The sequence below is a fragment of the Nocardia tenerifensis NBRC 101015 genome, assembly GCF_000308715.1.
Classification (GTDB): Bacteria; Actinomycetota; Actinomycetes; order Mycobacteriales; family Mycobacteriaceae; genus Nocardia; species Nocardia tenerifensis.
Map to the genome: position 1 here is coordinate 1 of NZ_BAGH01000373.1, position 26,474 is coordinate 26,474.

The following is a 26,474-nucleotide window of genomic DNA, read 5'->3' on the forward strand; positions in this document are numbered from 1 at the left end:
TTTTCGTGACCGTCGAACCTGCGACATCCCGCGAGCTTTCGGTCACCGCGGCGTGCTCGGTCACCTTCGGGAGGTCGAACTCGGTGCTCGGGTCGGTCGTGGAGCGAGGGTCGATCATGGAGCGGGGGTCCCACTCGGCCCCTCTGTTGTCCAGGGTACTGGTCAGGACCGACAAGTCGGGCGGTTCGAACCGGATTGGCCCCGCATTGCAGAGGAGGTGAGACCGGCGGCGGCCGCGGCCGCGCCCGCAGCTGCGCGACCGGGGGCGCGCCGCCGGATCCACCGGCCCGCTCGACGGGTTCGGCGAGTGCGGACACCGTTGTGGCGGTGTACACCTCGCGCACCGCGCGCGGGCAGTCGAGGTCGGCGCCGAGTCGAGTCGCCACCGAAGTGCCGCCGTCGCGGCCGGGCCCGATCGCGGCCGGACGAGCTGTACCCCCGACGAATACAGCTCATCCACCGGCCTTGATCCGAGCACGCCCGGCCGGGCCGCGCACGGCGCATCGCGTCCGCCCGGCTCCGCACCCTGCACCAGAGCCTCCTACCATGGCGAAACAACAACTGGCCGAACGCTTTTGGGCAGCACAAAGCACCAGCTCGTTCCTCCGCCGCTGCCCGGCTCCGGCGCACGGAATCATCCGTGCAGTGCGAACCCTAAGCGTTCGACTTATAAAAAGGAACTTTTCTCTTAAAAATGTTCCGCCGCATTTTCAGGGCGACTACCAGGGCCGATACCCGAGACAGCACAAAGCGCGCGACCAGATCGTGGCCGCGCGGCCGAGGCGTTCTCGCGTTCGGAAGTGCAGACTATGAGCCGGAACGTTGCATCCACGTTGCATCGGCGCCGAGCCGCCGATCGAGCACGCGGATCTTCGCCTCGATCTGCGCGTACAACGGCGAATCTCGGTCCACGGTGGCCCGATAGGCGGCCCACGCGGCGGCGTCGTCGCGGCCCTCCGCACCCGCCGTCCACCGGCGCAGCACGCCGGAGTCCCCCGAGTTCAGCGCCGCGGCGCGCAGCCGCACCCGCAGTTCATCGCGGAGGTCGATGATGCCGGGCGCGGTCGAGCGCGGCAGCACCGGCCCGGCGTAGAGCCGCAGTGCCGCGTCGACGTCGCCGGAGTCGAGCGCGGCGCGCAGCGCCTCCACATCGGTCGCGACGGGGACGCGCAAACGGTAAGGGCGCGAGCCGAATACGGTCGGGCCGACCACGGCGCGCAGGTGGGAGACCGCGGCGCGGATAGTGCCGTTGTCCAGATCCGTGTCGTCGAGCAGCAGCGCGAGGTGGTCGGCGCCGAGCCCCTCCGGATGCTCGGTGAGCAGCAGCAGGATCTCGGCGTGGCGCTGCGACAACGGAACCCGGTCGCCCGCGACGCTCAGCTGCGGCTGCCCGAGTCCGAGCACGTCCAGGCTCAGTCGGCCCGCCGCCGGAGCGTGACCGCTCGACGGCCCTGCTCGATTCGAGCGCAGCGTGGCCAGCAGCAGTTCCATCTCCGCGGCGGTCGCGGCGGCCTTGACTAGGGCCAGGATCTCCGGCTGGGCGACCCGGACGCCGCCCGCGATCATCAGCACGCCGACGAGCCTGCCGTCCGGATCGTGCACGGGCGCGGCGGCCCCGGTGAGCTGGTGCATGCGCTGCAGGAAGTGTTCGGGGCCGTGGATCCAGGCGGCCCGGCCGGTGCGCACCACGAGGCCGACGGCGTTCGTCCCGATGCGCCGCTCGCTCAGATCGTCGCCGGGCCGCAGGCCGATCGATGCGGCGGCGGCGACCTGGTCCGCGTTGCCGTGCACGGAGAGCACGCGGCCGAACTGATCGGCGACCACGACGATCGAACCCGTTCCGGCGGTGTCCTGTACGAGGAGTTTGTCGATCAGCGGCATCAGCGCGGCGATCGGATGCGCGTCACGGTAGCGCTGCAGGTCCGCGCCGCGCAGGCCGCGCCCGTCCGGCTGATCCAGCGGATCGACGCCGCCGCGCACGCTGCGCAGCCAGGATTCGAGCACGACGGGGCGCAGCAAACCGGCGAGCCGGGCAAGCCGATCGCCACCCGCGCTGAGGTACCCGTGGGCCCGCGCGGCATAGGCCTCGAGCGCACCGAGGTGCGTTCCCGGCTCGACGCCGTGCTGTGGGGGGCGCCCACCCGCAATGTTGCTGACCATTCGCCTGTCTTTCCGACCCTGAACTGTACCGGCGTCCAGACCCGGGCAAGCACGGATGTCGGGGTTTGTCCGACAGGTCACACCGCGTGCGCCTTTTCGGCGAATGTGACCTGCCCTTTCCCGGACTCAGCGCGCGAGGTGGCCCGCGACGTGCTCGGCGATCATCACCGTGGTGGCCTGCGGACCTCGGCTCAGCGGCACCGGCACGACCGACAGATCCACGACCGAGAGCCCGGTGAGCCCGTGCACGCGGCACAGCTCGTCCACCACCGCTCGCTCGTCGTCGGCGGCACCCATGCGGCAGGTGCCGGAGAGATGTTGCGAGGTAGCCAGATTCGCGTGCAGCCAGGCGTCGGCGGCCTTCGGTTGCCGCGGCATCGCGTCGGTGCGCGATCGCGCGGACATGTGGCGCAGCACCTCCGACGCCGTCGCGACGGCGTCGCGCAGCCGCGCCCGATCGTGCTCCGTCGAGAGATACCGGTGCTCGATCACCGGGGGTATCGCGGGGTCGGCCGAGCGCAGTTGCAAGATCCCCGCCGAGCGTGGTCGCATGAGCGCGACGCCGAGGTGCCGGACGCCGGGCGTGAAAGCGACTGTGTACGGGCGTATTTCGATGTCATCGAGTTCCAGCACGTACTCCAGCGGGACGGTCGCCGTATCGGGTGCGCCGAGTTCGTACGCCAGGCCGATCTCCGGATGGTCGGTGAACCAGGAACCGACCGGAGCGGGGCGCACGACCGGGATACCAAGGGCCCGAAGCTGTTCGGGGTCGCCTACCCCCGAACGCAGTAGCAGCGCCGCAGATTCGATCGCACCCGCGCTGAGCACGACATGGTCCGCCCACAAGGTTTCGATCCGGCCCGCGTGGGAGATATCGACCCCGACCGCCCGCGTGCCGCGAAACCGGATACGCGCCGCCGAGGTAGCGCCATGGACCGTGAGGTTCGGCCTCGCCAAAGCGGGAAGCAGGTACGCGGACGCACTGCTCATTCGTTGGCCGTCCTCGATATTGCACGGCACCGGGCCGACCCCGGCCACCGGCTCGAGGACCGAGTTCAAGTCCGGTATCTCCGGAAAGCCCGCTGCCACACAGGCCGTCGCGAACCGCTCGCTGAGCGGAGCCGGATCAGCGCTGCGGCGCACGGGGACCGGGCCGGACGACCCGTGTCCGGGCCGGTCACCGAAGTCGACGTCGCGCTCCGAGCGGGTGTACGCCGGCAGCACCGAGTCGAACGACCACGTCTCGGAGCCGAGTTCGCCGCTCCACGCCGCGAAGTCGTCGGCGACGGCCCGCACGAAGTAACTGCCGTTGATCGCGCCCGAGCCGCCGATGACCCTGCCGCGCACGATGTCTCGAGTGACGGGGACGCCATCGTCGGCAAGGATCACCGGGTAGCGCCACAGCCACGCGGTGTCCGCGCCGATCGGCAGGTGCGCGGCGTCGCGCAGCGCCGGCGGGAACTCGTCCGGCGCGAACCACATCGGCCCGGCCTCCAGCAGCCGGACGGTGTGCTCCGGGTGCTCGCTCAGCCTGGCCGCGAGCACACAGCCCGCGGTGCCACCGCCGACGATGAGCGTGTCGGTCATCCGCACCAGGTCCGATCGGTGTGACCGCGCCGAGCGATGCTATGGCGCAGTGGGTTTCAGTGCGAGGGCACGGTGAGTTTCAGTGCGAGAGCACGGTGGATCTCACCGCGACGGCGCGGTGGGTTTCAGCGATTCCAGGCTGCGCGCGCGGACGGCGCCGGCCCAGAGGCCGGTGCCGTAGGCGATGTCGTCGAGGCGCTTGTAGGCCACGTAGCGCACCGGATCCAGCCCGCCGGCATCGCGGTGGGTGAACCAGTCGGCCAGGCCGTCGGCGACGGCCATGGTGATCGCGATGCGCCGGATGCGCCGCGAGGCGAGCATGGCCAGCAGCGTCACCGGCCAGTAGTGCCGGCACATCGCGGAGGCCAACCGCCACAGTCCGGCGAAGAATCCGCGCGACAGGTAGATCGCGGCGATGCGCGTCGGGTTGTCCAGCTCCGCGAACACCCGGCGTAGTCGCACCAGCGCGGTGGCCAGCGTGATCAACCCGCCGATCAGCCCCCACTTCGACAGCGTGGCGAACAAGAACGCCGCCAGCATCGTCCACGAGGGCAGCGACAGCGGGGAGACCATGCCCGGGTGCCGCTCGCCGAGCGGCGCGGCGCCCGTGCCGTAGAACATCTTTCGGCCGAACCAGGCGCGGAAGGAGACCCGGTGGTCGTGCGCGACGTGGGCGGCGGGCTCGTAGCGCAACCGCCAGCCCGCCTGCTCGAGCCGCCAGCACAGATCGACGTCCTCGGCGACCAGCATCGACTCGTCGAACCCGTCCTGCGCCAGCAGCGCGCGGCGGCGCACCAGCAGCGCGGCGCTCGGTACATAGGAGATCAGCCCGTGCGACTGCACGGCCGCCTCTCGCCTGCCCTGGTCCAGCGACGAGCGCGTGTGCTCGTAGCGGGCGAGGGCGTTGGACTCCGGATCGAGCGCGACGATCCGCGGGGCGACCAGCGCCACCTCCGGGTCGCTGAAATGCCCGAGCATCACCTCGAGCCAGCCGCTGCGCGGCACGACGTCGGAGTCGAGGAACGCCACGAAGTCGGTTGTCGCCGCCTTCAATCCGGCGTTGCGCGCGGCGGCCGGGCCCTGCTTCTCGTCGTGCCGCAGCACGGTCACCCGGCAGCGGGTGCCCCGGTCGCGCGGGATCTGCACCGGCTGGTCCGAGCCGTCGTCGACCACGATGACGTTGTGTCCGCGCAGCGCGGCGAGTAGCCGGGCGAGCCCGTCGGCGTTGTTGTGCAGCGGCACGATGACGGTGACGTCCTCGGGCGACGGGAGCAGCCGGGGACGCGGGTTGGCGACCCCGGAGTCGAGCAGCCGTCTGGCAACGGTCGCGGACTTGGGGCCGGTCACCTCGAGGTACCCGTCGCCGATCATCTCGGCGGCCTCCGGGGCAAGTCGCAGCAACCGGGCGGGCGAACCGCCGATCAGCACTCGGCCTCCGGAGTATGCGCGTACCCGTGGATCAATCCGCACCCCGAATCCGTCGGGCAGGCGATCATGGCGCATTCCTGGCATGCTAGGCGGAGATTCGCGCGCAGGCATCATCAGTCCGGTTAAAAGGACAGAATTCCGCACCAAAGCGGCTCGTCCGGGCCGCTGACACGTGTTGCGGCAGACGGGTACGCGCGTCGGCGCGCCCGAATCCAGCATCCGGCAACGCGATGGCAATCGGCCGGTCGCGACCGGAAGGCGCGGGCTCCGAGACCGTCAGCATCCGACTGGCTACTCCCATCGCCTCAGGCGAGCGGGTTCTCGTCGCAGGCCCTGGCGGGCCGGCGTTCAGGCGGAAATACGCTCGGGCGCGTCACGGACAGCGTCAGCGGCACCGGCGCGGGTCTGCGCGCACCGGCTCTGGGCGTCACCCGCCGCGAGTGGTCCACCGACGAGCGCGGGATCATCCGCGCGGTGTCGGCCAGCGCCGCCTCGCCGTAGCCCTGAACGCACTCCGGGTCGGGTCCGTCGGCGGGCAGCCCGGTGAAGAACTTGGCCGCCATGCAGCCGCCGCGGCACGAGTCGTAGTGGCTGCACGACGCGCACGCGCCGCCGCCGCTGGGCTCGCGCAGCTCGGCGAACAGCGCCGACTCGTGCCATACCGTGCGAAAACCGCCGTCGGACACCACGTTTCCGGCGTGGAATCGATCGTGGATGGCGAAGGGGCACGCGTACACGTCGCCGAGCGGATCGACCAGGCAGACGACCCGGCCCGCGCCGCACATGTTCAACCCGGGCAGCGCCTCGCCGAAGGCGGAGAGGTGGAAGAACGAGTCGCCGGTGAGCACGCCCTCGCCGTTGCGCACCAGCCAGTCGTAGAGCACCCGCTGCTGGTCCCGGGTCGGATGCAGGTCGTCCCACACGTCCGCGCCGCGGCCGGACGGCCGCAGCCTGGTCAAACGCAGAGTGGCGCCGTACTTTTCGGCGATGGCCCGGAACTCGTCGAGCTGGCCGATATTGTGCCTGGTCGCCACGACCGACAGCTTCGCGTCCCGGAAGCCCGCAGCCGCAAGGTTTTCCAGCGCGCGGATGGCCATGTCGTAGGACCCCGGACCACGCACCGCGTCGTTCACCGCCGCGTCCGCGCCGTCCAGCGAGATCTGCACGTCCACATAGTCGCTCGCGGCCAGCCGCGCGGCGACCTCGGGCGTGATCCGAACTCCGTTGGTGGAGAACTTGACTCCGACGTGGTGCGCGGTCGCGTAGTCGACCAGCTCCCAGAAGTCCGGGCGCACAGTCGGTTCGCCGCCGCCGATGTTCACGTAGAAGATCTGCATGCGCTCGAACTCGTCGATCAGCGCCTTGCACTGCTCGGTGCTCAGCTCCCTCGGGTCGCGGCGACCCGACGAGGACAGGCAGTGCACGCAGGACAGGTTGCAGGCGTAGGTGAGCTCCCAGGTCAGGCAGATCGGTGCGGCCAGGCCGGATTCGAAGCGATCGACCAGCCGTACCGCCGTGTCCGACGGCGGGACCACCCCCGCCGTCGACGGCGCCGCGGCCGGGCTCGGGGCGGCGGGCGCCCGCACGGGACCGGCGGGCGCACCGACGATCATCTCCGATTCGACCAGCTGTGTCAGCGCTTTCACGTACTGCGCGGCATTCGCGTCCGAGACGCCCGCTGCGCGCAGGGCCGTGCGGGCCGAGGCGTGCTCCGGCAGCGACCGCACGATCTCGACGATCCGCGGGCTCTTCAGAAAGGAGAGCTTGCGGGTGCCGAAGTGGTAGAGCAGCGCGCCGAACGGTTCCGGCCGCAGGGCCACCCGCGGATGCAACTGCCATCGGGTATCGAGATCGAGCATGGTCTCCACCGCCTGTCAGTAGACGCCGCACATACCGTCGATGGACACCTCTTCGATGAGGGTCTCCTCGACCAGCGGCGCGGCCTCCTCGCGGGCCTCGACCGTGCCGACCGGCCCCGCGTGGTCGGTGTCGGCGTGTGCGTTGGCTCCGTATTCGGGCATCTTGTACCTCCGAGCGAGCGATCCGTTGTCGCGGCCACCTCGTCGTGGCCGCGATCACACGATAACGTCATTCGCTGACAAAATGGAACACGTTCTTCCGGGTTCGCTCGCGCACGGCGGTCGGCGGCGCGCGAATTCCGCTGGTCGGTCGTTCCACCGACTCGCACGCACACCGAACCCGCCGCGGCCGCGCCCTCTAGACTTCGGATGGAAAGCAGCTGAACAGGTCGTGACGGGCGACACACGCCCGCGGTGGTAGAGGTGGCATGGGAGTCGGACGAATGCAGGCGAGCGGAGGCGGCAACACCCTCTCGGAGTCCGAGATCGTCGAGGCCGCGCTGCGGGTGGTCCGCGAGGACGGCGTGGAGAAGCTGTCGATGCGGCGGCTCTCCCGCGAGCTCGGGGTCTCGCCGATGGCGCCGTACTACTACGTCGCGGACAAGCGCGAACTGCTCGACCTGGTCGCCACCGCCGCGCTGACCGGAGTGCGCACGCCGCCAGTGGAATCCGGCCCGTGGCAGCGCAGGCTGCGCGACCTCATCGACCAGATCGACGAGAAGCTGCGTAAGCACCCCGGCCTCGGCGACGTGCTGATCGAGCAGATGCTCGGCAAGCAGCTCGACCTGATCGCGGCCGTCATGGAGATCCTGTTCGAGGCGGGTTTCACCGACCGGAACGTGCTGGCCGCGTACGCGACCATCCACACCTACCTCTTCGGCCGCAGCCGGGTGAACCCGCGCGACCGCGCTCCGCTCTCGGACGTCGCGCTGCCCGACACGGTCGAGCGCGCCACCAAATACATGGCGGACCTGCGGGGGAAGTACGCCTACGACTTCGGCATGGAGGTGCTGATCTCCGGTCTGGAGGCCCAGCTTGTCCGGCAGCCGGAGTCCGACGTACGATAAAACTGAAACACGTTCTAGTTTTGGCGCGGGGGACTGCGCCTGGTTCGAGAGGACGACATGACCACAGTCGAGGTTCCGCACGGCTCGCGCTCGGTCGTGCTGCGGGTAGCCGCGGTGATCGCCGAGACGACCGACACCTGCTCGCTGGTCTTCGACGTCCCCGAGGAACTGACCGAGCGCTTCCGGTACCAGCCGGGCCAGTTTCTCACGCTGCGCATCCCCAGCGAGCTGACCGGCTCGGTGGCGCGGTGCTACTCGCTGGCCAGCTCGCCGTTCACCGACGATCGGCCGAAGGTCACCGTCAAGCGCACGGCCGAGGGCTACGGCTCGAACTGGTTGTGCGACAACCTGAAAGCGGGCGACTCGCTCGAAGTTTTGCCGCCCTCAGGCGTTTTCACGCCCAAGGACCTCGACGCCGATCTGCTGCTGTTCGGCGCGGGCAGCGGCATCACCCCGGTGATGTCGATCCTGAAGTCGGCGCTGGCGCGCGGCAACGGCCGAATCGTGTTGGTGTACGCCAATCGCGACCACGAGTCGGTGATCTTCGCCGCCGAGCTGCGCGAGCTCGCGGACAAGCATCCGCAGCGGCTCACCGTGATCCACTGGCTCGAGTACCTGCAGGGCCTGCCGACCGCCGACGCGCTGGCCACCCTGGTCGCGCCGTACCAGGCCTACGAGGCGTTCATGTGCGGACCGAAGCCGTTCATGGATCGGGTGCACGACGCGCTCGCCCAGCTCGGCGTGCCCCGCTCGCGCACGCACGCCGAGGTGTTCAATTCCCTTGCCGGAGACCCGTTCGCGGATCAGACGCCGGTCGAGGTCTCCGACGAGGAGGCGGCAGGCGCGGCGACGGTCGAGGTGGAGCTCGACGGCGAGGTGCACGAGCTGAAGTGGCCGCGCAAGCAGACGCTGGTCGACATCATGCTGGCCAAGGGCCTCGACGTGCCGTACTCCTGCCAGGAGGGCGAGTGCGGTTCGTGCGCGTGCACGGTGCTGGAGGGCGAGGTCGAGATGGACAATGCCGAGATCCTCGACCCGGAGGACATCGAGAACGGCTACATCCTCGGCTGCCAGGCGCACCCGGTGACCGACCACCTCAAGATCCAGTTCTGATCTCGCGCAACGCTGTACGAAGGCGCTACTGCGCGCGGTAGTGGGCGCGCACCGCGGCGTCGAGGTGTTCGGTGGCGTAGCTCAGCGCGGTGCGGCCCATGGCGGCGGCGTGCTTGTCGAGGAACTCGGTCAGCAGCCGCTGCTCGATGCGCTTGCCGATCTCGCGCAGCATCCAGCCGAGCGCCTTCTGGATGAGGTCGCGCCGATCGCCGAGCAGTCGCTCGGCGAGCTCGAAAGTCGTTGCGGCCTCGCCGGATTTGATGAACGCGAAGGTGGACAGCAGCGCGACGCGGCGCTCCCACAGCGAATCCGCGTCGGCCAGCTCGAAGAGCAGGTCGCGCGGTTTGTCAAAAAGCCATGGGCCGATGATGTTCTCGGCCGACACATCGACCAGGTCCCAGTTGTTCACCCGGCCGCGGCGCACGGCGGTCAGGTAACGATCCACCATCGCCGCGCGGGCCGCGTCGTCGACGGCGCCCGGCTTGGACGCCTTGGCGAACGCGGCGTTGAGGATGATCAGCCCGGCGAATCGGTCCTCGTGCACCTCGCTGTCCAGCAGCGCGTCGATCTCCTCGAGCGGCAGTGCCGCAAAGCTTTTCGCGACGGCGCGGCTCGCGGGCACGCGTACGCCGATGAAGACGTCGCCCTCGCCGTACTCCCCCGGCCCGGTCTTGAAGAACCGCTGCAGGTGGATCGCGTCGACGGGATCGGCGACCGCGCGCAGGGCGGCCTGCACGTCCGCGGCGGTCGGCGTGGCCTCGGTCATGAACGAACTCCCTTCGAGCGCCTACTCAGCCGTGCGAGCGCCCGCTCAGCCCTGGGCGCCCAGGATCCGGCCCGACTCGAAGCTGGCGGCGCTCGCGGGCAGCGCGCCGGGCCGCCCACTGTTGCGCACGATCACCGCGCCGTTGCCGGTGGTGGGGCGCCCGAGCGCGTCCATGCGCCGAATGGTCTGCGCGGCAACGGCTTGCGCGCTGTCGAAGAGCCGCACGCCGTCGGGCAGCGCCGCCACGATCGAGTCGATCACCAGGGGGTAGTGGGTGCAGCCGAGGACTACGCCCTCGACGTCGCCGGGGGTCTGCTCGACCGCGCGCGCGATGGACTCGCGAGCGGCGACCAGATCACCCCGGTCGATCGAGTCGGCGAGGCCGTGGCAGGCCACGCCGACCACGTCCGCGTCGCCGCCGAACTCGGCGATCAGATCCGCCTGGTACCGGCTCGCGGTGGTCGCCGCGGTCGCCCAGACCGCCACCGAGCGGCAGACGGCGGCCGCGGGCTTGATCGCGGGGACGGTGCCGACGACCGGCACGCCGGGCCCGACCTCCGCGCGCACGTGCTCGAGCGCGGTGACGCTGGCCGTGTTGCACGGAATCACGATCACCTCCGCGCCCAGCTCGATCGAGGTGCGGGCGGTCTCCACCACCCGGTTGATCGTCCACTGCTCCGGCTTCGGCCCCCACGGCGCGCCGTCGGGGTCCAATTGCAGCAGCAGATCCACGTCCGGCCGCAGCTTGCGCAGCCAAGCGGATGTGGGCAGCAGCCCGAGACCCGAATCGATGAGCGCGACGATCACAGGGACAACCGTATTACAGTGCCCCGACGCGATATGCGCGGCAGCGGCTCGACCGGGTGCCCGCCGCCGTCAGGCCACGCCGCCGTGCGGAGTGACCAGGCACGACTCCGGCGCTCAGCTCGGGGTGAGCAGCTCCGCCACCGGGTCGCCCGCCGCGATCTTGGCCCTGGCCTTCATCACCTGGGCCGACAGGCCCGCGCCGACGACGCCGGTGAGCTTGCCGTCCTGGGCGTAGTAGGCGAGGAATTTGCGGCCGTCGTCGACGACGACATGGACCTCGTCGGTGGCGCTCGGCGTGCCGAGGGCCTGGATCTTCACGTCGTACTGGTCGCTCCAGAAGTACGGCACCCTGGCCGCGGTGGGCGCGGGAGCGCCGAGCAGAGCGCAGGCCACCAGGCGAGCTTGTTCGCCGGCGCTGGTCCAGTGCTCGACCCGTTTGCGGTGGCCGGCCTGGTGCAGCCAGGCGGCGACGTCGCCGACCGCCCAGACCCGATCGGCCGACGTGCGGCCCACCTCGTCGGCCAGCACCCCGCCGCCCTCGGCCGGATCGGCCAGGGCGATACCGGAATCGGCGAGCCAGTCGGTGACCGGGTGGGAGCCGACGCCGATCACGACCAGGTCGGCGGCCACCTCGGTGCCGTCGGAGAGCAGCGCGCCGCGCACCCGGTCGCCCTCGGCGAGCAGGGTGTCCAGGCCGGTGCCGCAGCGCACGTCGACGCCTTCGCCGCGGTGCAGCCTGGCCACCAGCGCGCCCACCTGCTCGCCGAGCACCGCGGCCAGCGGGGTCGGCTGCGGCTCCACCAGCACCACCGGCACGTCGCGCGTGCGGAAGCTGGCCGCGAGCTCGCAGCCGATGAAGCCCGCGCCGACCACGAGAGCCGTTGTGGCCTCGGCCAATTCGGCGCGCAACGCGGTGGCGTCGGCGTGGCCGCGCAGTACGTGCACGCCCTTCAGGTCGGGCAGGCCGGGCAGGCGGCGCGGACGCAGGCCCGTCGCGATGATCAGGTGCGCGTAGTCGAGGGTCGAGCCGTCGGCGAGCCGGACCTGTCGCGCGGCGGTGTCGACGCCGGACGCCGCGGTGTCGAGCCGCAGCTCGATTCGCTTCTCCGCGAAGAACTCCGCGGGGCGCAGGGTGGTGTCGTCGGTCTCGCCGCGAACGAACTGCTTGGACAGCGGCGGCCGGTCGTACGGCAGCCGGGGCTCGTCGCCGATCAGGATCAGCGCACCCTCGTATCCGGCGCGGCGCAGTTCCTCGGCGGTGCGCAGGCCGGCGAGGCCGGCGCCGACGATCACGAGGGGCGCGGAGTCTGTTGCTGAAGGTGCCACGCAGCTCACCCTAACGTCTGCTTGGTCCAGTTCCCGAGTGAGCCCGCTCACGCGAAGCGGGCCCGGCAATCGTAGCCGTTCCGATATTGATCGGGCGGTCAATCAGGTCTATACCGAAGACAGGACACATCTCAAAGCCTCAGGAGGCACATCATGTTCACCGAAAGTCGCGCACAGGATCTCTTGGCGGTCGTGCTCGGCGTCTTCGCCGCGCTGTCCCCGCTGTGGCTGGAGACCACCGATAAAGCGATGTGGTCACTGGTCGTACTCGGCGTGCTGATCGCGCTGACCGGCCTCGCGCAGATGTACCGGCCTGCCCTCGGGGCGAACGCCGACTACGCCATGGGCCTGTTCGGCGCGCTGCTGTTCATTTCGCCGTGGGCCATGGACTTCACCGATTACCGCGGCGCATCCTGGACCGCATGGGTAGTCGGGGTAGTGACGGCGGTGGTCGCGGTGGCGGCGCTGCCGACGGTGTCGGGGCGCCTGCACGGAGCGGCGACACACCACTGATGCAGCGGCCGAAACCCGGTCGCCGGGCCGCGGCCGAGCGACCGGGAAAGGAGCCGAGGGCCGGGCGGCGGCGCAGCGCGAAGGTGGACGGCGACGCCAGGCAGCTCATCCTGGACGCCGCCGAAAAGCTGTTCGCGGCACAGGGTTTCGATGCCACCGCCACGGCCGCCATCGCCGGCGCGGCCGGGGTGCCGAAAGGCCTTGTCTTCTACTACTTCCCGACCAAGGACTCGATCCTCTCGGCGCTGATGCACGAGCGGGTGCCCGTGCCGCCGATCGACGACATCGACACCGTCGTCGCGCCGGGCGATCCGGCCGCCAGCCTGGTCGCCCTCGACGCCGCGCTCAACCTGCGCGACCATCACTCGTCGGTGCTGCGGGTGATCATGTGGCGCGAGGCCGACACCCACCCCGACGTCCGTCGCCAACTGCGCCGCCTGCGTGACCAGCTACTCGACGTCACCGCGCGCGTCCTCCAGGCGAGCGCGTCCGCGCCCGTGCGCCCCGGCACGCTGAGCGCCTGCGCCGCCGCGTGGGTATCGGCCATGTTCGCCATCGCCAGCACCGACCGGCTGCACGCGCTCGACGGCGTCCCGATACCCAGCGCCGACGACATCCTCGATGTCGCCCAGGTGGTCGCCGCCGGCATGACCCAGCTCGGCTGAGGTTATCCACAGGGTGCGTGTTGTCCACACTCGCCGAAGGGTGGGTGTTCTCCGGCGCGCGCGTTGGTCAGGATCGCGGTATGGATGCACCGCAACTGATCTCGCGTCAGCAGGCGCTGGCGTCGGGCATGTCGGATCACGAACTGCAGCGGCTCTGCCGTACCGGAAGATGGCGGCGGGTGCGCGCCGGGCACTACCTGAACGTGCCGGAGGCCGAACTCACGCCGGCGGGCCGCCACCTGATGCTCGCGCTGGCGACGTGCGAAGCGATGTCGGATTCCGCCATCGCGAGCCACTGTTCGGCGCTGGTGATCCACGGCCTGCCCACCTGGTCGCTGCCGCTGGATCGCGCGCACATGACGCGCAACCGCGCCAACGGCGGGTACATCAGGAAACAGCTGGTGCTGCACGCCGCGCGGCTGGATCCGGACGAGATCACCATCGTCAACGGCCTTCGGGTCACCACGGTGCCGAGGACCCTCATCGATATCGCGCGCTCGGCCAGCTTCGAGGCGGCGGTCGCGATCGGCGACAGCGCACTGCGCCAGGGCCTCACCACCGCCGACGAGTTGCGCGAACACGTGTCGAGCCGGCGGCGCCGGGGATCGCTGAAGGCATTGCGGGTCATCGCTTTTCTCGACGGCCGTAGTGAGAGCGTCGGCGAGTCCAGGAGCCGGGTGGCGATCCGGCGCGCCGGGCTGCCGGTGCCCGAGTTGCAGGCTCGGGTCTTCACCGAGGACGACGTGTGCGTCGGGCGAGTCGATTTCCTGTTCGCCGGCATGGGTGTGATCGGCGAGTTCGACGAATCGGCCGAGTGTCGCGGCGAGTTGCCGAAAAATCTTTCCTCGCCGCTGTTTTCGGACCGGGACTCCGACGGGCCGTTACGCGACCTCGGCTGGCAGGTGATCCGCTGGAACTGGGCCGACCTCGCCGATCCGGCGCAGCTGGTGCGGCGCTTACGCGCCGCGAGCGGGGAGGATCTCACCGGATACTGGGCCGCGACACCGCGGATCTGACGTCCTGGACGGTGCGGTCAGCGGGCGAGCGGGGCGTCGGCGGTGAGGAAATCGGTGACGTCGCGCGGGAAGCGCGAGTGTTTGGGGACGCCCATGTGACCGGTGCCGGGGTAGATGAGCAGGCGCGAGTTGGGGATGCCGTCGGCGGTGTAGCGAAAGTTCTCGAGGCTGTAGGCGGCGTCCCGCTCGCCGCCGATCACGAGGGTCGGCGCGGTGATCTCGCCGAGGCGGTCCGAAAGATCGAACCCGTCTTCCGCGCGCACGAAGGCGAGCGTGTCCACGGGGTTCCTCGGGCGTGCGAGCGGGTCGATCAGCCACAGGGCCGCACCGGCCGCCCGGGCGAGCAGCGGCGACGAGACGGTGGTCGGCGCCATGAGGTGCAGGGCGCGGCGGCCCGCGAAAGCCGCTTCGCCGTAACGGATCTGGCCCTCCTTCGCGAGCGGGTCCAGCCGGTAGCCGGACGAGACGATCACGAGGCGGCGGACCGCGGCCGGGTGGTCGGCCGCGAGTTGCAGAGCCACCGAACCGCCCGACGAGACGCCGAGCACGTCCACCGGCTCACCGAACTCGGCGCGCAACGCGTCCGCGTGCTCGGCGGCGATATCGGCCATCGTGGTGCCCTCGGCCATTCCCGGCGCCCGGTTCACCGCGTACACCCGGAAGTGCCGGGCCAAGGGCGCCAGCATCTTCAGCTCGGACTCCCGCATCCACCCGCGCGGATTCGCGTGATCCGGCGTGAACCACCGCAGGAACACCAGCGGACGCCCGGTGCCCATCGCCAGGTAGGGCATGCCGTGGCGCAGCGCGCCCTCGGCGACGTCCAATGTGCCGGCGAGCGTGGACTTGGTCATGGGTGCTCCGTATCGTCCGATCCGTTCTCGTTCCCGACGCTAATGGAACGGGCCGACGCAGCGCGATGACCTCCAAGGTCATCGAATCGCCTCGCCGCCGGAAAGCGTTGCGCCACAACGACTAGTCTTGCGGCCATGCGACTCGCGACACTCGCTGTCCTGATCCTGGCCCTGAGCGCCTGCTCCCACTCCACCTCCGGTCGGCCACAGCCCACCGTGGGCGAGCCGCCGACGCGGTCGACGACGACCGCCACGACCGCCACACCGCAGAGCCCCGAAAGCCAGCTGAAAGACCGGATCGGCTGGGTGAAGGAGGGCAACTCCGTCGACGCTAGTCGCTATCACTCGGCCAGCTTGGGCACCGGGCCCGCCACCGACCTGAAGAGCGATATCGCGTTCGTCAGCCCCACCGGCAAGATCAGTTGCATCACCGGGACCGAGTATCAGATCGACGGTTTCCACTGTGTCGTCAAGCTGAAGAACCCCGTCCCCAAGCCCGGCGAGGGCTTCGGCAACTGGGACGGCGGCTACGTCAACTACTCTGGACAGCAGTTGTCGGTCGGCCAATTCCGGGGCGACCCAGGGCTTTTCATTCACGGCGAGGGCCAGACCCTGCCGTACGACAGCAAGCTGACCTTCGGGAACTACCTGTGTCGCATCGCGACCAGCGGACTCACCTGCGTCAATCCCGCCACCCGCAGCGGCGTGCAGATGAGCGACGAAGGCGTCGTCCCGTTCGGCTGCCTGCGCGAGGTCTCCGCCGCGGAGCGGGAGGCCTCCGTCGGCCGCACCTACAGCTGCTGAGCGACACTGCGCCGAACTCGGCGAACACGCCACGACAGCACGGTATTCCGCCGAGAACCCGCCCGGTCGGAGCTGGTGCCTCGTCCAGGAACGTCGGTGCGTTTATCGGCGGTCTGGGGCGTCCGCTGGCAAGGCGGAGGAGGAGCCGATACCGGGGTTGTATCGGCGACGACGACAACGCGGCCAGCGGGCGTCCCAGACCGTCGAGAAACGTGCCGAAATTCCTGAACGAGGCACTAGGGTTGCCGCATGCGCGGCACAGCATTGGTCATTCTCGCTGCGGCACTGCCGCTGACCGCATGCGGCGGCTCCTCGCCGGAACCGTCGCCCACCACCGCGACCGCGGCGACGTCCCATCGCCCGACCCCGACGGTCACGACCAGCCTGCCGACCGCCGCCCCCACCGACGTACCCGCCTGCGCGCCAGGCACTCTCACCGTGTCGCTCGGCAAACAGAGCGGAGCCGCCGGCTCCCTCTACGTCCCCATCGTCTTCACCAACACCGGCCCCACCCCCTGCTCCCTCTCCGGCTACCCGACCGTCTCCCTAGCCACCGGCACCCCACCCGCTCCCCTCGGCCCCGCCGCCGAACCCGACACCGACATCACCGGCCCCAAACCGGTAACCCTCGCCCCCACCGAATCGGCCCACTCCACCCTCCGCTACTCCCAAGCCGCCAACTACGACTGCGACCGCACCCCCGCCCAATACCTCCTCATCAACCCCCCGAACCAACCACCCCCAACCCCCCACCCCTTCACCGCCGAAGCCTGCACCAAACCCCCCTACCTCCTCCTCCACCTCGACTACCTCAAGCCAGGCAAGGAAAACTGACGCCGCATCGAGCTATCGGTCGCACTCGTCAAGGTCACGTATCGGCACGGGCCCGAAATCGCCCTCCGGTTCGCGCGTCACCAGAGCCAGCAGAACCGGATCCGCGTGGATCTCCGCGGTATTCCGCCATTGAGTGAGCAGGCTGGTCAGCGGAGATAGGTTCCCCAGGGCAACCGCCTTCTGCGCCACGGCGACGAACTCGGTGAGGAACTCGTCCACGTCTGCGGCCGGCAGAAAGGCGACCCACGGGACCGCGTCCGGCAGTGCTTCCGGAACCACGCCATACGCTGCGCTCATACCGCCACACTACTTTTGGATGTCATGGATGAACGCATCGTCCTCGTCGGCCGATCGACGGGATCGGAACAGCTCGAGAAGGACAGGCGGGTTCCACCCGCACAGGCACGGAAGCAGCCTGCGCCCGAGTCGATCCGATGCCGTGGCTCGGTAAGCGATCTCATCGATGAGCAACGCAGGTGAGTCGTGAAATGCCAAACGGCGCCGCTCCTTTCGGGGCGGCGCCGTTTGTTCAGCGATTCAGGGAATCACTTGATGATCTTCGTGACGCGACCGGCGCCGACGGTGCGGCCACCCTCACGGATCGCGAAACGCAGGCCCTCTTCCATGGCGATCGGCTGGATCAGCACGACCGACATTTCGGTGTTGTCGCCCGGCATGACCATCTCGGTGCCCTCGGGGAGGGTCACAACGCCCGTCACGTCAGTCGTACGGAAGTAGAACTGCGGACGGTAGTTGTTGAAGAACGGCGTGTGCCGGCCGCCCTCGTCCTTGGACAGGATGTAGGCCTGGCCCTCGAACTCGGTGTGCGGGGTGGTGGTGCCCGGCTTCACGATGACCTGGCCGCGCTCGACATCCTCGCGCTTGATGCCACGAACCAGCAGACCGACGTTGTCGCCGGCCTGGCCCTGGTCGAGCAGCTTGCGGAACATCTCGATACCGGTGACCGTGGTCTTGGTCGAGGTCGGCTTGATGCCGACGATCTCGACTTCCTCGTTCACGTTGACGATGCCGCGCTCGACGCGACCGGTGACGACGGTGCCACGACCGGTGATCGTGAACACGTCCTCGACCGGCATCAGGAACGGCTTGTCGGTGTCGCGGACCGGGTCCGGGATCGACTCGTCGACGGCGTTCATGAGCTCGACGATGGACTCGGTCCACTTCTCGTCGCCCTCGAGCGCCTTCAGGCCGGAGACGCGCACGACCGGCGCGTCCTCATCGAACTCCTGGGCGGCCAGCAGTTCGCGGACCTCCATCTCGACGAGCTCGAGGATCTCCTCGTCGTCGACCATGTCCGACTTGTTCAGCGCGACCAGGATGTAGGGCACGCCGACCTGACGGGCGAGCAGCACGTGCTCGCGGGTCTGCGGCATCGGGCCGTCGGTCGCGGCGACCACGAGGATGGCACCGTCCATCTGCGCCGCACCGGTGATCATGTTCTTGATGTAGTCAGCGTGACCCGGGGCGTCGACGTGCGCGTAGTGGCGCTTCTCCGTCTGGTACTCGACGTGGGAGATGTTGATCGTGATACCACGAGCCTTCTCCTCCGGCGCCTTGTCGATCTGATCGAACGCGAACGCGGCGTTCAGATCCGGGTACTTGTCAGCCAGCACCTTGGTGATCGCTGCGGTCAGCGTGGTCTTGCCGTGGTCGACGTGACCGATGGTGCCGATGTTGACGTGCGGCTTCGTCCGCTCGAACTTCGCCTTCGCCACTGTGGTGTCCTCCTGGACTTGTTGGTGCGTGCAGTTGCAGCAGTGCGGTTATTACTGGGGTCGTGCTGACTCCCGGCGGATCGGGGCAAGTGTCGCACCTGCCCCGGATCAGTGCAGGCGCGGAGCCTGCGAAGTGCCCGAAGACACTTACTCGCCGGTCGCCTTGGCGATGATCTCCTTCGACACGTTGGCCGGAACCTCCGCGTACGAGTCGAACACCATGGAGTAGTTCGCCCGGCCCTGGGTCTTCGACCGCAGGTCACCGATGTAACCGAACATCTCCGAGAGCGGAACCAGCGCCTTGACGACACGGGCACCACTGCGTTCCTCCATGGCCTGGATCTGGCCACGGCGGGAATTCAGGTCGCCGATCACATCGCCCATGTAGTCCTCGGGCGTGGTGACCTCGACCGCCATCAGCGGCTCGAGGATCACCGGACCGGCCTTGCGGGCCGCTTCCTTCAGGGCCTGCGAGCCGGCGATCTTGAACGCCATCTCCGAGGAGTCGACGTCGTGATACGCGCCGTCGAGCAGGGTCACCTTCAGGTTGACCAGCGGGTAGCCGGCGAGCACACCGTACTGCATGGCATCCTGCGCGCCGGCGTCCACCGACGGGATGTACTCACGCGGCACGCGGCCACCGGTGACCTTGTTCTCGAACTCGTAGGTCGCGCCGTCCTCGCCGACGAACGGCTCGAGGGCGATGATGACCTTCGCGAACTGGCCGGAGCCACCGGTCTGCTTCTTGTGGGTGAACTCCAGCTTCTCGACCGTCTTGGTGATGGTCTCGCGGTAGGCCACCTGCGGCTTGCCGACGTTCGCCTCGACCTTGAACTCGCGACGCATGCGGTCGACGAGGATGTCGAGGTGGAGCTCGCCCATGCCGCCGATGACGGTCTGACCGGTCTCCTGGTCCAGCTTGACCGAGAAGGTCGGGTCCTCTTCCGAGAGGCGCTGGATCGCGGTGCCCAGCTTCTCCTGGTCGGACTTGGTCTTGGGCTCGATGGAGACCTCGATGACCGGGTCCGGGAAGGTCATGGACTCGAGCACGATCTGGTTCTGCGGATCGCACAGGGTGTCACCGGTGGTGGTGTCCTTCAGGCCGATGACCGCGTAGATGTGGCCCGCCTGCGCCTCGCTGACCGGGTTCTCCTTGTTGGAGTGCATCTGGAACAGCTTGCCCAGACGCTCCTTCTTGCCCTTGGTCGAGTTGATGACCTGGGCGCCGGAGTCGACCTTGCCCGAGTACACGCGCACGTAGGTCAGCTTGCCGAAGAACGGGTGCACGGCGATCTTGAACGCCAGCGCCGAGAACGGCTCCGAGGTGGCGGCGTCCCGGTGGATGATCTCCTCTTCCTTGCCGGGCACGTGGCCGTCGGTGCCGCCGTCGTCCAGCGGGGTCGGCAGGTAGTCGATCACCGCGTCGAGCATGGGCTGCACGCCCTTGTTCTTGAACGCGGAGCCACACAGGATCGGGTACAGCTCGGAGTTGACCGTCATCTTGCGGATGGCGCCCTTGATCTCATCGATCGTGAGCTCCTCGCCGCCGAAGAACTTCTCCAGCAGCGCCTCGTCCGACTCGGCGACGGTCTCGAGCAGTTCCTGGCGGTACTGCTCGGCCTTCTCCTGCAGATCGGCCGGGATCTCCTGGACCTCGTACTTCTCGCCGAGCTTCGTCTCGCCCTTCCAGACCTTGGCGTTCATCTCGACCAGGTCGACGATGCCCTCGAAGGTGTCCTCCGCGCCGATCGGCAGCTGGATGACCAGCGGCTTCGCGCCGAGGCGGTCCTTGATGGTCTGGACGGTGAAGTAGAAGTCCGCGCCGAGCTTGTCCATCTTGTTGACGAAGCAGATTCGCGGCACGTCGTACTTGTCGGCCTGACGCCACACCTGCTCGGACTGCGGCTCGACGCCTTCCTTGCCGTCGAACACCGCAACGGCGCCGTCGAGCACGCGCAGCGAACGCTCCACCTCGACGGTGAAGTCGACGTGCCCGGGGGTGTCGATGATGTTGATCTGGTTGTCGTTCCAGAAGCACGTGGTAGCCGCGGAGGTGATGGTGATACCACGCTCCTGCTCCTGCTCCATCCAGTCCATGGTGGCCGCGCCATCGTGGACCTCACCGATCTTGTAGGTGATGCCGGTGTAGAAGAGGATGCGTTCAGTTGTGGTCGTCTTGCCCGCATCAATGTGGGCCATGATGCCGATGTTGCGGACCTTGTTCAGGTCGGTGAGCACGTCCTGTGCCACGGAAATCTTCCCCGCTCGTAGCTAGATGGGATTTTCGGGGACGACCCTGTGGTCGTCTCTGTTCAACGACGGCTGCGGCGGGTTGGCGCCGCGGCCGACTGTGCCTCCCGACCCGAAACAACAGGCCGGGCAGACGTCACCAGCGGTAGTGCGCGAAGGCCCGGTTCGACTCGGCCATCTTGTGGGTGTCCTCACGGCGCTTCACCGAAGCACCCAGCCCGTTGCTGGCATCGAGGAGCTCATTGGCCAGCCGCTCGACCATGGTCTTCTCGCGGCGAGCGCGGGAGTAGTTGACCAGCCAGCGCAGGGCCAGCGTGTTGGAGCGGCCCGGCCGCACCTCGACGGGCACCTGGTAGGTGGCGCCACCGACACGACGGGGCTTCACCTCGAGGGCGGGCTTGACGTTGTCCAGCGCGCGCTTGAGGGTGACGACCGGATCGGTGCCGGTCTTCTCGCGCGCCTGCTCCAGCGCGCCGTAGACGATGCGCTCGGCGGTGGACTTCTTGCCGTCCAGCAGGATCTTGTTGACCAGCTGAGTGACCAGCGGGGACCCGTAGACCGGGTCGTTGATCAGCGGACGCTTGGGTGCGGGGCCCTTGCGTGGCATATCAGCTCTTCTCCTTCTTGGCGCCGTAACGGCTGCGGGCCTGCTTGCGGTTCTTCACACCCTGGGTATCGAGCGAGCCACGAATGATCTTGTAACGGACACCGGGAAGGTCCTTCACACGGCCGCCGCGCACGAGCACCATCGAGTGCTCCTGCAGGTTGTGGCCCTCGCCCGGGATGTAGGCCGTGACCTCGACCGCGCTGGTCAGGCGAACGCGCGCGACCTTACGCAGCGCGGAGTTCGGCTTCTTCGGGGTCGTGGTGTACACGCGGGTGCACACGCCACGACGCTGCGGGCTGCCCTTGAGCGCCGCGGTCTTCGTCTTGGAGACCTTGTCGCGGCGACCCTTGCGGACCAGCTGGTTGATGGTTGGCATAGACCGGCTTTCCTTATTAGTTACGCGGTGTCTGATACTTCATGTCTGTGTTCACGCACGTCCGGCCACGTTTCACGTGCCCCGAGGTCGGGCGTGTCGCGCGCGGTGTAGGGCCCGAATCGCGGGCACGCCTGAGGTGTCAGCCGCTCTCGCTGGCCTACGGTCACGCACGAACTTGCCCGTATCCTTCCGGGCACAGCGATCCACGATACCCGTGTTCGCGACACAGGGTCAAAGCGGGGTGGCTGTAATCCCACTGCACGGTGGCTACAAGACCCCGCTACCTCGCCAGGTTCAGCGTCAACTCTACGAGTTTTTTCGCTCCCGCGCACGGATCCGGATGCGCCGATCCCGCCCGGTAGTTGATCCAGAACCCGATCACCCCTTGGTCGGCCGCGCCCGCACTGACCCCGCAGGAATCCGGATCGTTCGGCCGCCGCGTCTCCAGCCCCCGCCTGCCCTGCACGGTGATGTTGTTCGTGAGGTACCCCAGCTTGTCGTTGGTGGTCTTCTCGTTGTTCAATGAGCCCACCTCGTACCAGTTCAGCGTGATCATGGCGTTGCCCCCGGGCGCACCCGCCATGTACCACATGCACACCGCGCCGTAGAACGACGGTTCCGGAAACAACCCCTTCGCGCCCACCGCGTCGGCGATCTGATCGGGCGAGACGACTTCGCACTCCCGCAGCAACTTGTCGAAGTTGGTGTTCACGCTCTCCCCGGTCCCGGAGCCGGCCGGGTGTGCGGAACCGCTGACGGTCTGCCCGCAGCCTGACGAGGTGGCCGCAACCGTCAACAGGGCGAGAGCGAACGGTATTCCGCGCATCAGACCACGACGTAATGTCATCCCGCGCCCTTTCTACTGCAGCCGTTGGACAGTCAACTCGGCCAATTTCCGCACCCTGTCACATGGGTTGTCATGAACCGAGTAGCTCTCGAAGGCCATGGACCATTCGAAGAAGTCATCGTCGAGCTGGGTCGCGAGATCGCAGATGTCCCCGCTCGGGTCGAGCGCCTGGAAGCCGACGCGTCCGCCGACATCGATCGTCTGCGGGTTACGTCCTTGGTTGGATACCCACGCCTTCTCGCGCGCGATCGGGCTGCCGCGATACGACGCGAAGGTGACGCTGGTAGAGCCGTATCCAGCGGACTGCCAATTGCACCCGACGGAGTTACGCATCACCTGAGAGATCTGCGTCATGCCCGCGGCGGCACGCACCTCATCGTCGGTGACGTGTCCGCACTCACCGACGAACGGGCCGAGTGTCGCCACCTTCGGCGGCGGTCGCAGCGGAGTGGTGGAGGTGTCGGATCTGTCGCTGGAACCACATGCCGACAACACCAGCACGAGGGCCGCGCCCGCTCCCAACACCGACATCCGCATGCCCCAGACTGTACCGGCGCGTCGGACGCTCGGACCCGCGCAAAGCGGTCGAGTCGAACGAAGTTGGAGCGACACGGCAAAGGCTATGCGGCACAGCGAAGCTCGGACGCACCCCTTGCCGCAGACACTCCGGGCCGCCTATTCTGACCTGATCGAGAGCATGGCCATCGGGCCATAGTTCTGATACCGGGGGTTTCACTGGGGGAGTCGGCGTGCAGTGGGTTCATGAGATTCAGCACGTCTGGATACAGGCAACCGACGATCCATAACGCGAACCTCGACCGTGCGACATCCGCCCAGCGGATGAGAAGCCATGGAGGAGCACATGAGATCAGTCATCAGGTCGACTTTCGTCGCCACGACTATCGCGCTCGGATTACTCGGCGCGACAGGGCATGCCGCATCGGAACCCAATCCGATCATCGGGTTCTATCCAACGCTCGTCGAGTGCATGAAGGCCGGAGCCGCGCTCGATGATGGGCCGCTCGCCCACAACTGGCATTGCCATGCTGAAACCGACGATTGGACCGGCCCCAACACCCTGTACGCCGGCAAATAGTCGCTCTAGCCCCCGGGGACGCGGAGTTCATACGCGCCTATGGCATCTATATAGGTGCATTGGGCCGGGCCGGTTTTGTACTTCGACATGGCGGCGAGGCAGGTGTCGAGGGTGGGGTAATAGGCGGGGGCCGGGTCGGCTCGAGCGAGGGCGCTCGCCGGGAGGGCGAGCGCTACGGCCAGGGTGAGGGCGGCGGCGGATCTCTCGAGCACTGCGGCGGCCCCTAAGCATCCGGCGAATTCCTCGGAGCGTACTGCCGGATACTCGGGGCCACAACCGATCAGAGGTTGCCGCGGGCCTCCTGCTCGCGCTCGATCGCCTCGAAGAGGGCCTTGAAGTTGCCCTTGCCGAAGCCGAGCGAGCCGTGCCGCTCGATCAGCTCGAAGAAGACCGTGGGGCGGTCGGTGATCGGCTTGGTGAAGATCTGCAGCAGGTAGCCGTCCTCGTCGCGGTCGACCAGGATGCCCCGACTCTGCAGTTCCTCCACTGGCACGCGCACCTGGCCGATCCGCGCGCGCAGCTCCGGATCCTGATAGTAGGAGTCGGGAGCGTCGAGGAACTCGATGCCCTCACGGCGCAGCGCGTCGACGCAGCCCAGGATGTCACCGGTGGCGAGGGCGATGTGCTGGACGCCGGGGCCGCGATAGAACTCGAGGTACTCGTCGATCTGGGACTTCTTCTTGCTCACCGCGGGCTCGTTGAGCGGGAACTTCACCCGGTGGTTGCCGTTGGCGACGACCTTGCTCATCAGCGCGGAGTACTCGGTGGCGATATCGTCGCCGACGAACTCGGCCATGTTGGTGAAACCCATGACGCGGCGGTAGAACTCGACCCACTCGTCCATCTGGCCGAGCTCCACGTTCCCGACGACGTGGTCGATCGCCTGGAACAACCGGTTCGGCGCGCCCTCCCTCGGCTGGTAGCCCGCCTTGCGGGTGACGTAGCCGGGCAGGTAGGGGCCGTTGTAGGCGGAACGGTCCACCAGCGTGTGCCTGGTCTCGCCGTAGGTGGCGATGGCGGCGGACCGGACGGTGCCGAATTCGTCTGTCTCGTCATGAGGTTCGACGAGGACGGTGGCGCCGTGGGTGCGCGCCCACTCGATGCAGCGGTCCACATCCGGCACCTCGAGCGCGATGTCGACGACGCCGTCGCCGTGCCGGTCGTGGTGGGCGACCAGGGGGCTGTCCGGGTCGACCGCGCCCTTGACCACGAAGCGGGCGCCGCCGCTGCGCAGCACGTACGCCTTGTGGTCGCGGTTGCCGGTCTCGGGACCCGAGTATGCCTCCAGGCGCATGCCGAAGGCGGATTCCAGGAAGTGCGCGGTCTGTGTCGCGTTGCCGACGACCCAGACCAGGGCGTCCCAGCCGCTGACCGGGAAGTTGTCGACGCTGGTGTCGTGGTCCACTAGGCCGACGAGCTTGCGCAGCTCGGTGTCGGTGGGGGCGGTGCTTGGCGCCGTGCTGGACCGGGCATTCGGCATCTGCTCGATGGTCATGAACCAAGTAATCGTCAGGGTCGACGGTTAGGCAACAGCGGCGATTTTCGATAGACACTCTGGCGAATTCGGCTAGGAAGTGCCCACGAATGCTGGACAATTTGAATAGCATCAACTGGCTGGTGCTATCCACGGCTGGAAGCCCAGTCCGCGCTCGAAACGGAGGCCGCCCATGTCACGAACGCCGGCGAAACTGGACGAACTCGATCTCGCGATCCTGACCGCCATGCACGACTATCAGAAGGCGGGCATCCTCGAGCTGTCCCGTCGCACGCGGGTGGCCAGGGCGACCGTGCAGTCCAGAATCGGCCGGATGGAGGAGTCCGGCGTCATCGCCTCCTATGATCCCCAAATCGACGTCACTGCGGCGGGTTTCGACGTGCAGGCGTTCGTCACACTGGAGATCGCCCAGGGCGCGCTCGACGCGGTCGCGGCCGAATTGGAGGCTATCCCAGGGGTTTTGGAGGCCTACGCCACCACCGGCACCGGCGACGTGCTGTGCCGGATCGGCGCGGACTCGCACGCCGGACTGCAGGCGGTGCTGCTCAGCATCGACCGGACCTCCTCGGTGGTGCGCTCGCACAGCGTCATCGTCCTGTCCACCGTGGTGCCGTTTCGCACGCTGCCGCTGCTGCGCACCCTCGACCCGGCGGGCGGCACGAAGGCGCCGGCCTACCGCGCGGCCCACGAAAGGTAGGCGTTGCGTCTACGCTCGCTGAGCGGCGGCGCGGATGTTCGTCGCGTGTGATCGACGGCGAGATCTGTGATGAGCGAGACGACAACGGAATCCAGCACACCCCATGCCCGCGCCACCTGGGCGGAGCTGTTCTTCGACCTGGTGCTCGTCTTCGCGGTGACGCAGACCGCGCACGTGCTCGGGCACCACACCTCGGCCGGCGCGCTGGGGCACGCGCTGGTCTTGCTCGCGCCGCTGTGGTGGGGCTGGGTCGGGATGACCGTGCTGGTCAACAATGTCGAGGAGACGCACGCGCAGCGGCTCGTGCTGTTCACCAGCGGCCTGTGCATCTTCCTGATGGCGGTGGCGGCGCCCGCGGCGCTGGACCAACCGCGCGGCGCGGCAACGGTTTTCGCGGCGGCGCACTTGGTGCTGCGGATCGTGCTGTTCGGCGCGGCCGTCCGGGCCCGCACGTTCGAAACCGCGATCAATCCTTTCAGCGTCGGCCTGATCACCGGAGTGGCCATCTTCGCGAGTGCGCCACTGCCCGAGCACCTTCGGCTCTGGGCGTGGACCGGTGCGCTCGTGGTACAGC

27 protein-coding genes and 1 pseudogene are annotated in these 26,474 nt (G+C 68.4%); 10 read left to right on the forward strand and 18 right to left on the reverse strand.

Going from position 1 to position 26,474, the window contains the following annotated elements; translation table 11 throughout:
• Positions 1–807 precede the first annotated feature (807 nt).
• The 5 genes and pseudogenes from ON39_RS29540 to mftA all read right to left on the reverse strand — a co-directional run.
• A complete protein-coding gene (locus ON39_RS29540; RefSeq protein ID WP_040739264.1) occupies positions 808–2,160 on the reverse strand; it encodes a GAF domain-containing protein in 1,353 nt (450 codons plus the stop codon).
• Between the two features lie 126 nt (positions 2,161–2,286).
• Positions 2,287–3,747: a mycofactocin dehydrogenase MftG gene (gene mftG, locus ON39_RS29545; protein WP_040739265.1), complete on the reverse strand. Its 1,461-nt coding sequence runs from the start codon at positions 3,745–3,747 to the stop codon at positions 2,287–2,289.
• A gap of 102 nt (positions 3,748–3,849) precedes the next feature.
• Positions 3,850–5,250, reverse strand: coding sequence for a mycofactocin biosynthesis glycosyltransferase MftF (mftF, locus tag ON39_RS29550; protein WP_040739266.1), 1,401 nt, complete (start codon positions 5,248–5,250; stop codon positions 3,850–3,852).
• Positions 5,251–5,480: 230 nt separating this feature from the next.
• Positions 5,481–7,034, reverse strand: coding sequence for a mycofactocin radical SAM maturase (gene mftC, locus ON39_RS29555; protein ID WP_083894773.1), 1,554 nt, complete (start codon positions 7,032–7,034; stop codon positions 5,481–5,483).
• A gap of 15 nt (positions 7,035–7,049) precedes the next feature.
• Positions 7,050–7,148, reverse strand: a pseudogene (gene mftA / locus ON39_RS51310) (mycofactocin precursor MftA); the annotation flags it as partial.
• 329 nt (positions 7,149–7,477) lie between these two features.
• On the opposite strand from mftA, the gene mftR2 reads away from it, so the two are divergent.
• Both mftR2 and ON39_RS29565 read left to right on the forward strand, forming a co-directional pair.
• The gene (gene mftR2, locus ON39_RS29560; protein WP_051187312.1) at positions 7,478–8,101 is read left to right on the forward strand and encodes a mycofactocin system transcriptional regulator MftR2; all 624 of its coding nucleotides are present in this window, start codon (positions 7,478–7,480) and stop codon (positions 8,099–8,101) included.
• A gap of 57 nt (positions 8,102–8,158) precedes the next feature.
• Entirely contained in the window at positions 8,159–9,214 is a 1,056-nt protein-coding gene (locus tag ON39_RS29565) for a ferredoxin--NADP reductase (protein WP_040739267.1), read from the forward strand.
• Between the two features lie 25 nt (positions 9,215–9,239).
• Here the strand turns inward: ON39_RS29565 and ON39_RS29570 are convergent, their stop codons facing one another.
• From ON39_RS29570 to ON39_RS29580, 3 genes are all read right to left on the reverse strand, one after another.
• Positions 9,240–9,980, reverse strand: coding sequence for a DNA alkylation repair protein (locus ON39_RS29570; protein WP_040739268.1), 741 nt, complete (start codon positions 9,978–9,980; stop codon positions 9,240–9,242).
• Between the two features lie 45 nt (positions 9,981–10,025).
• Positions 10,026–10,787 carry a glutamate racemase gene (locus tag ON39_RS29575; RefSeq protein ID WP_040739270.1) on the reverse strand — a complete coding sequence of 254 codons (762 nt, stop codon included), beginning with the start codon at positions 10,785–10,787 and terminating at the stop codon, positions 10,026–10,028.
• A 114-nt stretch (positions 10,788–10,901) separates the two neighbouring features.
• Positions 10,902–12,113: an NAD(P)/FAD-dependent oxidoreductase gene (locus tag ON39_RS29580; RefSeq protein WP_040739271.1), complete on the reverse strand. Its 1,212-nt coding sequence runs from the start codon at positions 12,111–12,113 to the stop codon at positions 10,902–10,904.
• Between the two features lie 153 nt (positions 12,114–12,266).
• Between ON39_RS29580 and ON39_RS29585 the strand changes: the two genes are divergently transcribed.
• From ON39_RS29585 to ON39_RS29595, 3 genes are all read left to right on the forward strand, one after another.
• Positions 12,267–12,626: an SPW repeat domain-containing protein gene (locus ON39_RS29585; protein ID WP_040739272.1), complete on the forward strand. Its 360-nt coding sequence runs from the start codon at positions 12,267–12,269 to the stop codon at positions 12,624–12,626.
• A complete protein-coding gene (locus ON39_RS29590; protein WP_040739273.1) occupies positions 12,626–13,291 on the forward strand; it encodes a TetR/AcrR family transcriptional regulator in 666 nt (221 codons plus the stop codon). Before ON39_RS29585 ends, ON39_RS29590 begins: the two co-directional genes overlap by 1 nt.
• Positions 13,292–13,371: 80 nt before the next feature.
• Complete coding sequence (locus tag ON39_RS29595) at positions 13,372–14,307, forward strand: type IV toxin-antitoxin system AbiEi family antitoxin domain-containing protein (RefSeq protein WP_040739274.1); 936 nt, start codon at positions 13,372–13,374, stop codon at positions 14,305–14,307.
• 17 nt (positions 14,308–14,324) lie between these two features.
• Here ON39_RS29595 and ON39_RS29600 read toward each other — a convergent pair whose 3' ends face one another.
• Positions 14,325–15,158: an alpha/beta fold hydrolase gene (locus tag ON39_RS29600; protein WP_040739275.1), complete on the reverse strand. Its 834-nt coding sequence runs from the start codon at positions 15,156–15,158 to the stop codon at positions 14,325–14,327.
• Positions 15,159–15,293: 135 nt separating this feature from the next.
• Here ON39_RS29600 and ON39_RS29605 point away from each other — a divergent pair, with 135 nt between their 5' ends.
• Positions 15,294–15,962 carry a hypothetical protein gene (locus ON39_RS29605; protein ID WP_051187313.1) on the forward strand — a complete coding sequence of 223 codons (669 nt, stop codon included), beginning with the start codon at positions 15,294–15,296 and terminating at the stop codon, positions 15,960–15,962.
• 249 nt (positions 15,963–16,211) lie between these two features.
• Positions 16,212–16,796 carry a DUF4232 domain-containing protein gene (locus ON39_RS29610; protein WP_051187314.1) on the forward strand — a complete coding sequence of 195 codons (585 nt, stop codon included), beginning with the start codon at positions 16,212–16,214 and terminating at the stop codon, positions 16,794–16,796.
• A 12-nt stretch (positions 16,797–16,808) separates the two neighbouring features.
• Here ON39_RS29610 and ON39_RS29615 read toward each other — a convergent pair whose 3' ends face one another.
• The 7 genes from ON39_RS29615 to ON39_RS29645 form a co-directional block, all read right to left on the reverse strand.
• Entirely contained in the window at positions 16,809–17,093 is a 285-nt protein-coding gene (locus ON39_RS29615; protein ID WP_174412575.1) for a DUF6247 family protein, read from the reverse strand.
• A 248-nt stretch (positions 17,094–17,341) separates the two neighbouring features.
• Positions 17,342–18,532 carry an elongation factor Tu gene (tuf, locus tag ON39_RS29620; protein ID WP_040739278.1) on the reverse strand — a complete coding sequence of 397 codons (1,191 nt, stop codon included), beginning with the start codon at positions 18,530–18,532 and terminating at the stop codon, positions 17,342–17,344.
• Positions 18,533–18,679: 147 nt separating this feature from the next.
• On the reverse strand, positions 18,680–20,782 hold the full coding sequence (gene fusA, locus ON39_RS29625; protein WP_040739279.1) for an elongation factor G: 2,103 nt from the start codon (positions 20,780–20,782) through the stop codon (positions 18,680–18,682).
• Positions 20,783–20,918: 136 nt separating this feature from the next.
• Positions 20,919–21,389, reverse strand: coding sequence for a 30S ribosomal protein S7 (gene rpsG / locus ON39_RS29630; protein WP_040739280.1), 471 nt, complete (start codon positions 21,387–21,389; stop codon positions 20,919–20,921).
• Position 21,390: 1 nt separating this feature from the next.
• Positions 21,391–21,765 (reverse strand): 30S ribosomal protein S12, encoded by a 375-nt coding sequence (gene rpsL, locus ON39_RS29635; RefSeq protein WP_019049359.1) that lies wholly within the window; start codon positions 21,763–21,765, stop codon positions 21,391–21,393.
• A 280-nt stretch (positions 21,766–22,045) separates the two neighbouring features.
• Entirely contained in the window at positions 22,046–22,612 is a 567-nt protein-coding gene (locus tag ON39_RS29640; protein ID WP_040739282.1) for a DUF3558 domain-containing protein, read from the reverse strand.
• 12 nt (positions 22,613–22,624) lie between these two features.
• The gene (locus tag ON39_RS29645) at positions 22,625–23,149 is read right to left on the reverse strand and encodes a DUF3558 domain-containing protein (protein WP_040739284.1); all 525 of its coding nucleotides are present in this window, start codon (positions 23,147–23,149) and stop codon (positions 22,625–22,627) included.
• A gap of 325 nt (positions 23,150–23,474) precedes the next feature.
• Between ON39_RS29645 and ON39_RS29650 the strand changes: the two genes are divergently transcribed.
• Positions 23,475–23,708 carry a hypothetical protein gene (locus tag ON39_RS29650; RefSeq protein WP_146251027.1) on the forward strand — a complete coding sequence of 78 codons (234 nt, stop codon included), beginning with the start codon at positions 23,475–23,477 and terminating at the stop codon, positions 23,706–23,708.
• A 5-nt stretch (positions 23,709–23,713) separates the two neighbouring features.
• On the opposite strand, the gene ON39_RS29655 is transcribed toward ON39_RS29650, so the two are convergent.
• Both ON39_RS29655 and hppD read right to left on the reverse strand, forming a co-directional pair.
• Positions 23,714–23,920 (reverse strand): hypothetical protein, encoded by a 207-nt coding sequence (locus tag ON39_RS29655; protein ID WP_040739286.1) that lies wholly within the window; start codon positions 23,918–23,920, stop codon positions 23,714–23,716.
• Positions 23,921–23,988: 68 nt separating this feature from the next.
• Entirely contained in the window at positions 23,989–25,188 is a 1,200-nt protein-coding gene (gene hppD / locus ON39_RS29660; RefSeq protein ID WP_051187315.1) for a 4-hydroxyphenylpyruvate dioxygenase, read from the reverse strand.
• 187 nt (positions 25,189–25,375) lie between these two features.
• Between hppD and ON39_RS29665 the strand changes: the two genes are divergently transcribed.
• A complete protein-coding gene (locus ON39_RS29665; protein ID WP_040739288.1) occupies positions 25,376–25,900 on the forward strand; it encodes an Lrp/AsnC family transcriptional regulator in 525 nt (174 codons plus the stop codon).
• A 69-nt stretch (positions 25,901–25,969) separates the two neighbouring features.
• On the forward strand, positions 25,970–26,474 hold a 505-nt coding region (locus ON39_RS29670), incomplete at its 3' end, for a low temperature requirement protein A (RefSeq protein ID WP_040739289.1).

Excerpts from the sequence above, each read along its gene's own strand:
- mftG (WP_040739265.1), bottom strand. The coding sequence starts at position 3,747 with ATGACCGACACGCTCATCGTCGGCGGTGGCACCGCGGGCTGTGTGCTC.
- ON39_RS29600 (WP_040739275.1), bottom strand. The coding sequence starts at position 15,158 with ATGACCAAGTCCACGCTCGCCGGCACATTGGACGTCGCCGAGGGCGCG.
- ON39_RS29590 (WP_040739273.1), top strand. The coding sequence starts at position 12,626 with ATGCAGCGGCCGAAACCCGGTCGCCGGGCCGCGGCCGAGCGACCGGGA.
- ON39_RS29565 (WP_040739267.1), top strand. The coding sequence starts at position 8,159 with ATGACCACAGTCGAGGTTCCGCACGGCTCGCGCTCGGTCGTGCTGCGG.
- ON39_RS29605 (WP_051187313.1), top strand. The coding sequence starts at position 15,294 with ATGCGACTCGCGACACTCGCTGTCCTGATCCTGGCCCTGAGCGCCTGC.
- rpsL (WP_019049359.1), bottom strand. The coding sequence starts at position 21,765 with ATGCCAACCATCAACCAGCTGGTCCGCAAGGGTCGCCGCGACAAGGTC.
- ON39_RS29650 (WP_146251027.1), top strand. The coding sequence starts at position 23,475 with ATGAGATCAGTCATCAGGTCGACTTTCGTCGCCACGACTATCGCGCTC.
- ON39_RS29640 (WP_040739282.1), bottom strand. The coding sequence starts at position 22,612 with ATGACATTACGTCGTGGTCTGATGCGCGGAATACCGTTCGCTCTCGCC.
- rpsG (WP_040739280.1), bottom strand. The coding sequence starts at position 21,389 with ATGCCACGCAAGGGCCCCGCACCCAAGCGTCCGCTGATCAACGACCCG.
- ON39_RS29665 (WP_040739288.1), top strand. The coding sequence starts at position 25,376 with ATGTCACGAACGCCGGCGAAACTGGACGAACTCGATCTCGCGATCCTG.
- mftC (WP_083894773.1), bottom strand. The coding sequence starts at position 7,034 with ATGCTCGATCTCGATACCCGATGGCAGTTGCATCCGCGGGTGGCCCTG.
- ON39_RS29585 (WP_040739272.1), top strand. The coding sequence starts at position 12,267 with ATGTTCACCGAAAGTCGCGCACAGGATCTCTTGGCGGTCGTGCTCGGC.
- mftR2 (WP_051187312.1), top strand. The coding sequence starts at position 7,478 with ATGCAGGCGAGCGGAGGCGGCAACACCCTCTCGGAGTCCGAGATCGTC.
- ON39_RS29615 (WP_174412575.1), bottom strand. The coding sequence starts at position 17,093 with ATGAGCGCAGCGTATGGCGTGGTTCCGGAAGCACTGCCGGACGCGGTC.
- ON39_RS29570 (WP_040739268.1), bottom strand. The coding sequence starts at position 9,980 with ATGACCGAGGCCACGCCGACCGCCGCGGACGTGCAGGCCGCCCTGCGC.
- hppD (WP_051187315.1), bottom strand. The coding sequence starts at position 25,188 with ATGCCGAATGCCCGGTCCAGCACGGCGCCAAGCACCGCCCCCACCGAC.
- ON39_RS29595 (WP_040739274.1), top strand. The coding sequence starts at position 13,372 with ATGGATGCACCGCAACTGATCTCGCGTCAGCAGGCGCTGGCGTCGGGC.
- ON39_RS29610 (WP_051187314.1), top strand. The coding sequence starts at position 16,212 with ATGCGCGGCACAGCATTGGTCATTCTCGCTGCGGCACTGCCGCTGACC.
- ON39_RS29540 (WP_040739264.1), bottom strand. The coding sequence starts at position 2,160 with ATGGTCAGCAACATTGCGGGTGGGCGCCCCCCACAGCACGGCGTCGAG.
- ON39_RS29645 (WP_040739284.1), bottom strand. The coding sequence starts at position 23,149 with ATGCGGATGTCGGTGTTGGGAGCGGGCGCGGCCCTCGTGCTGGTGTTG.
- mftF (WP_040739266.1), bottom strand. The coding sequence starts at position 5,250 with ATGCGCCATGATCGCCTGCCCGACGGATTCGGGGTGCGGATTGATCCA.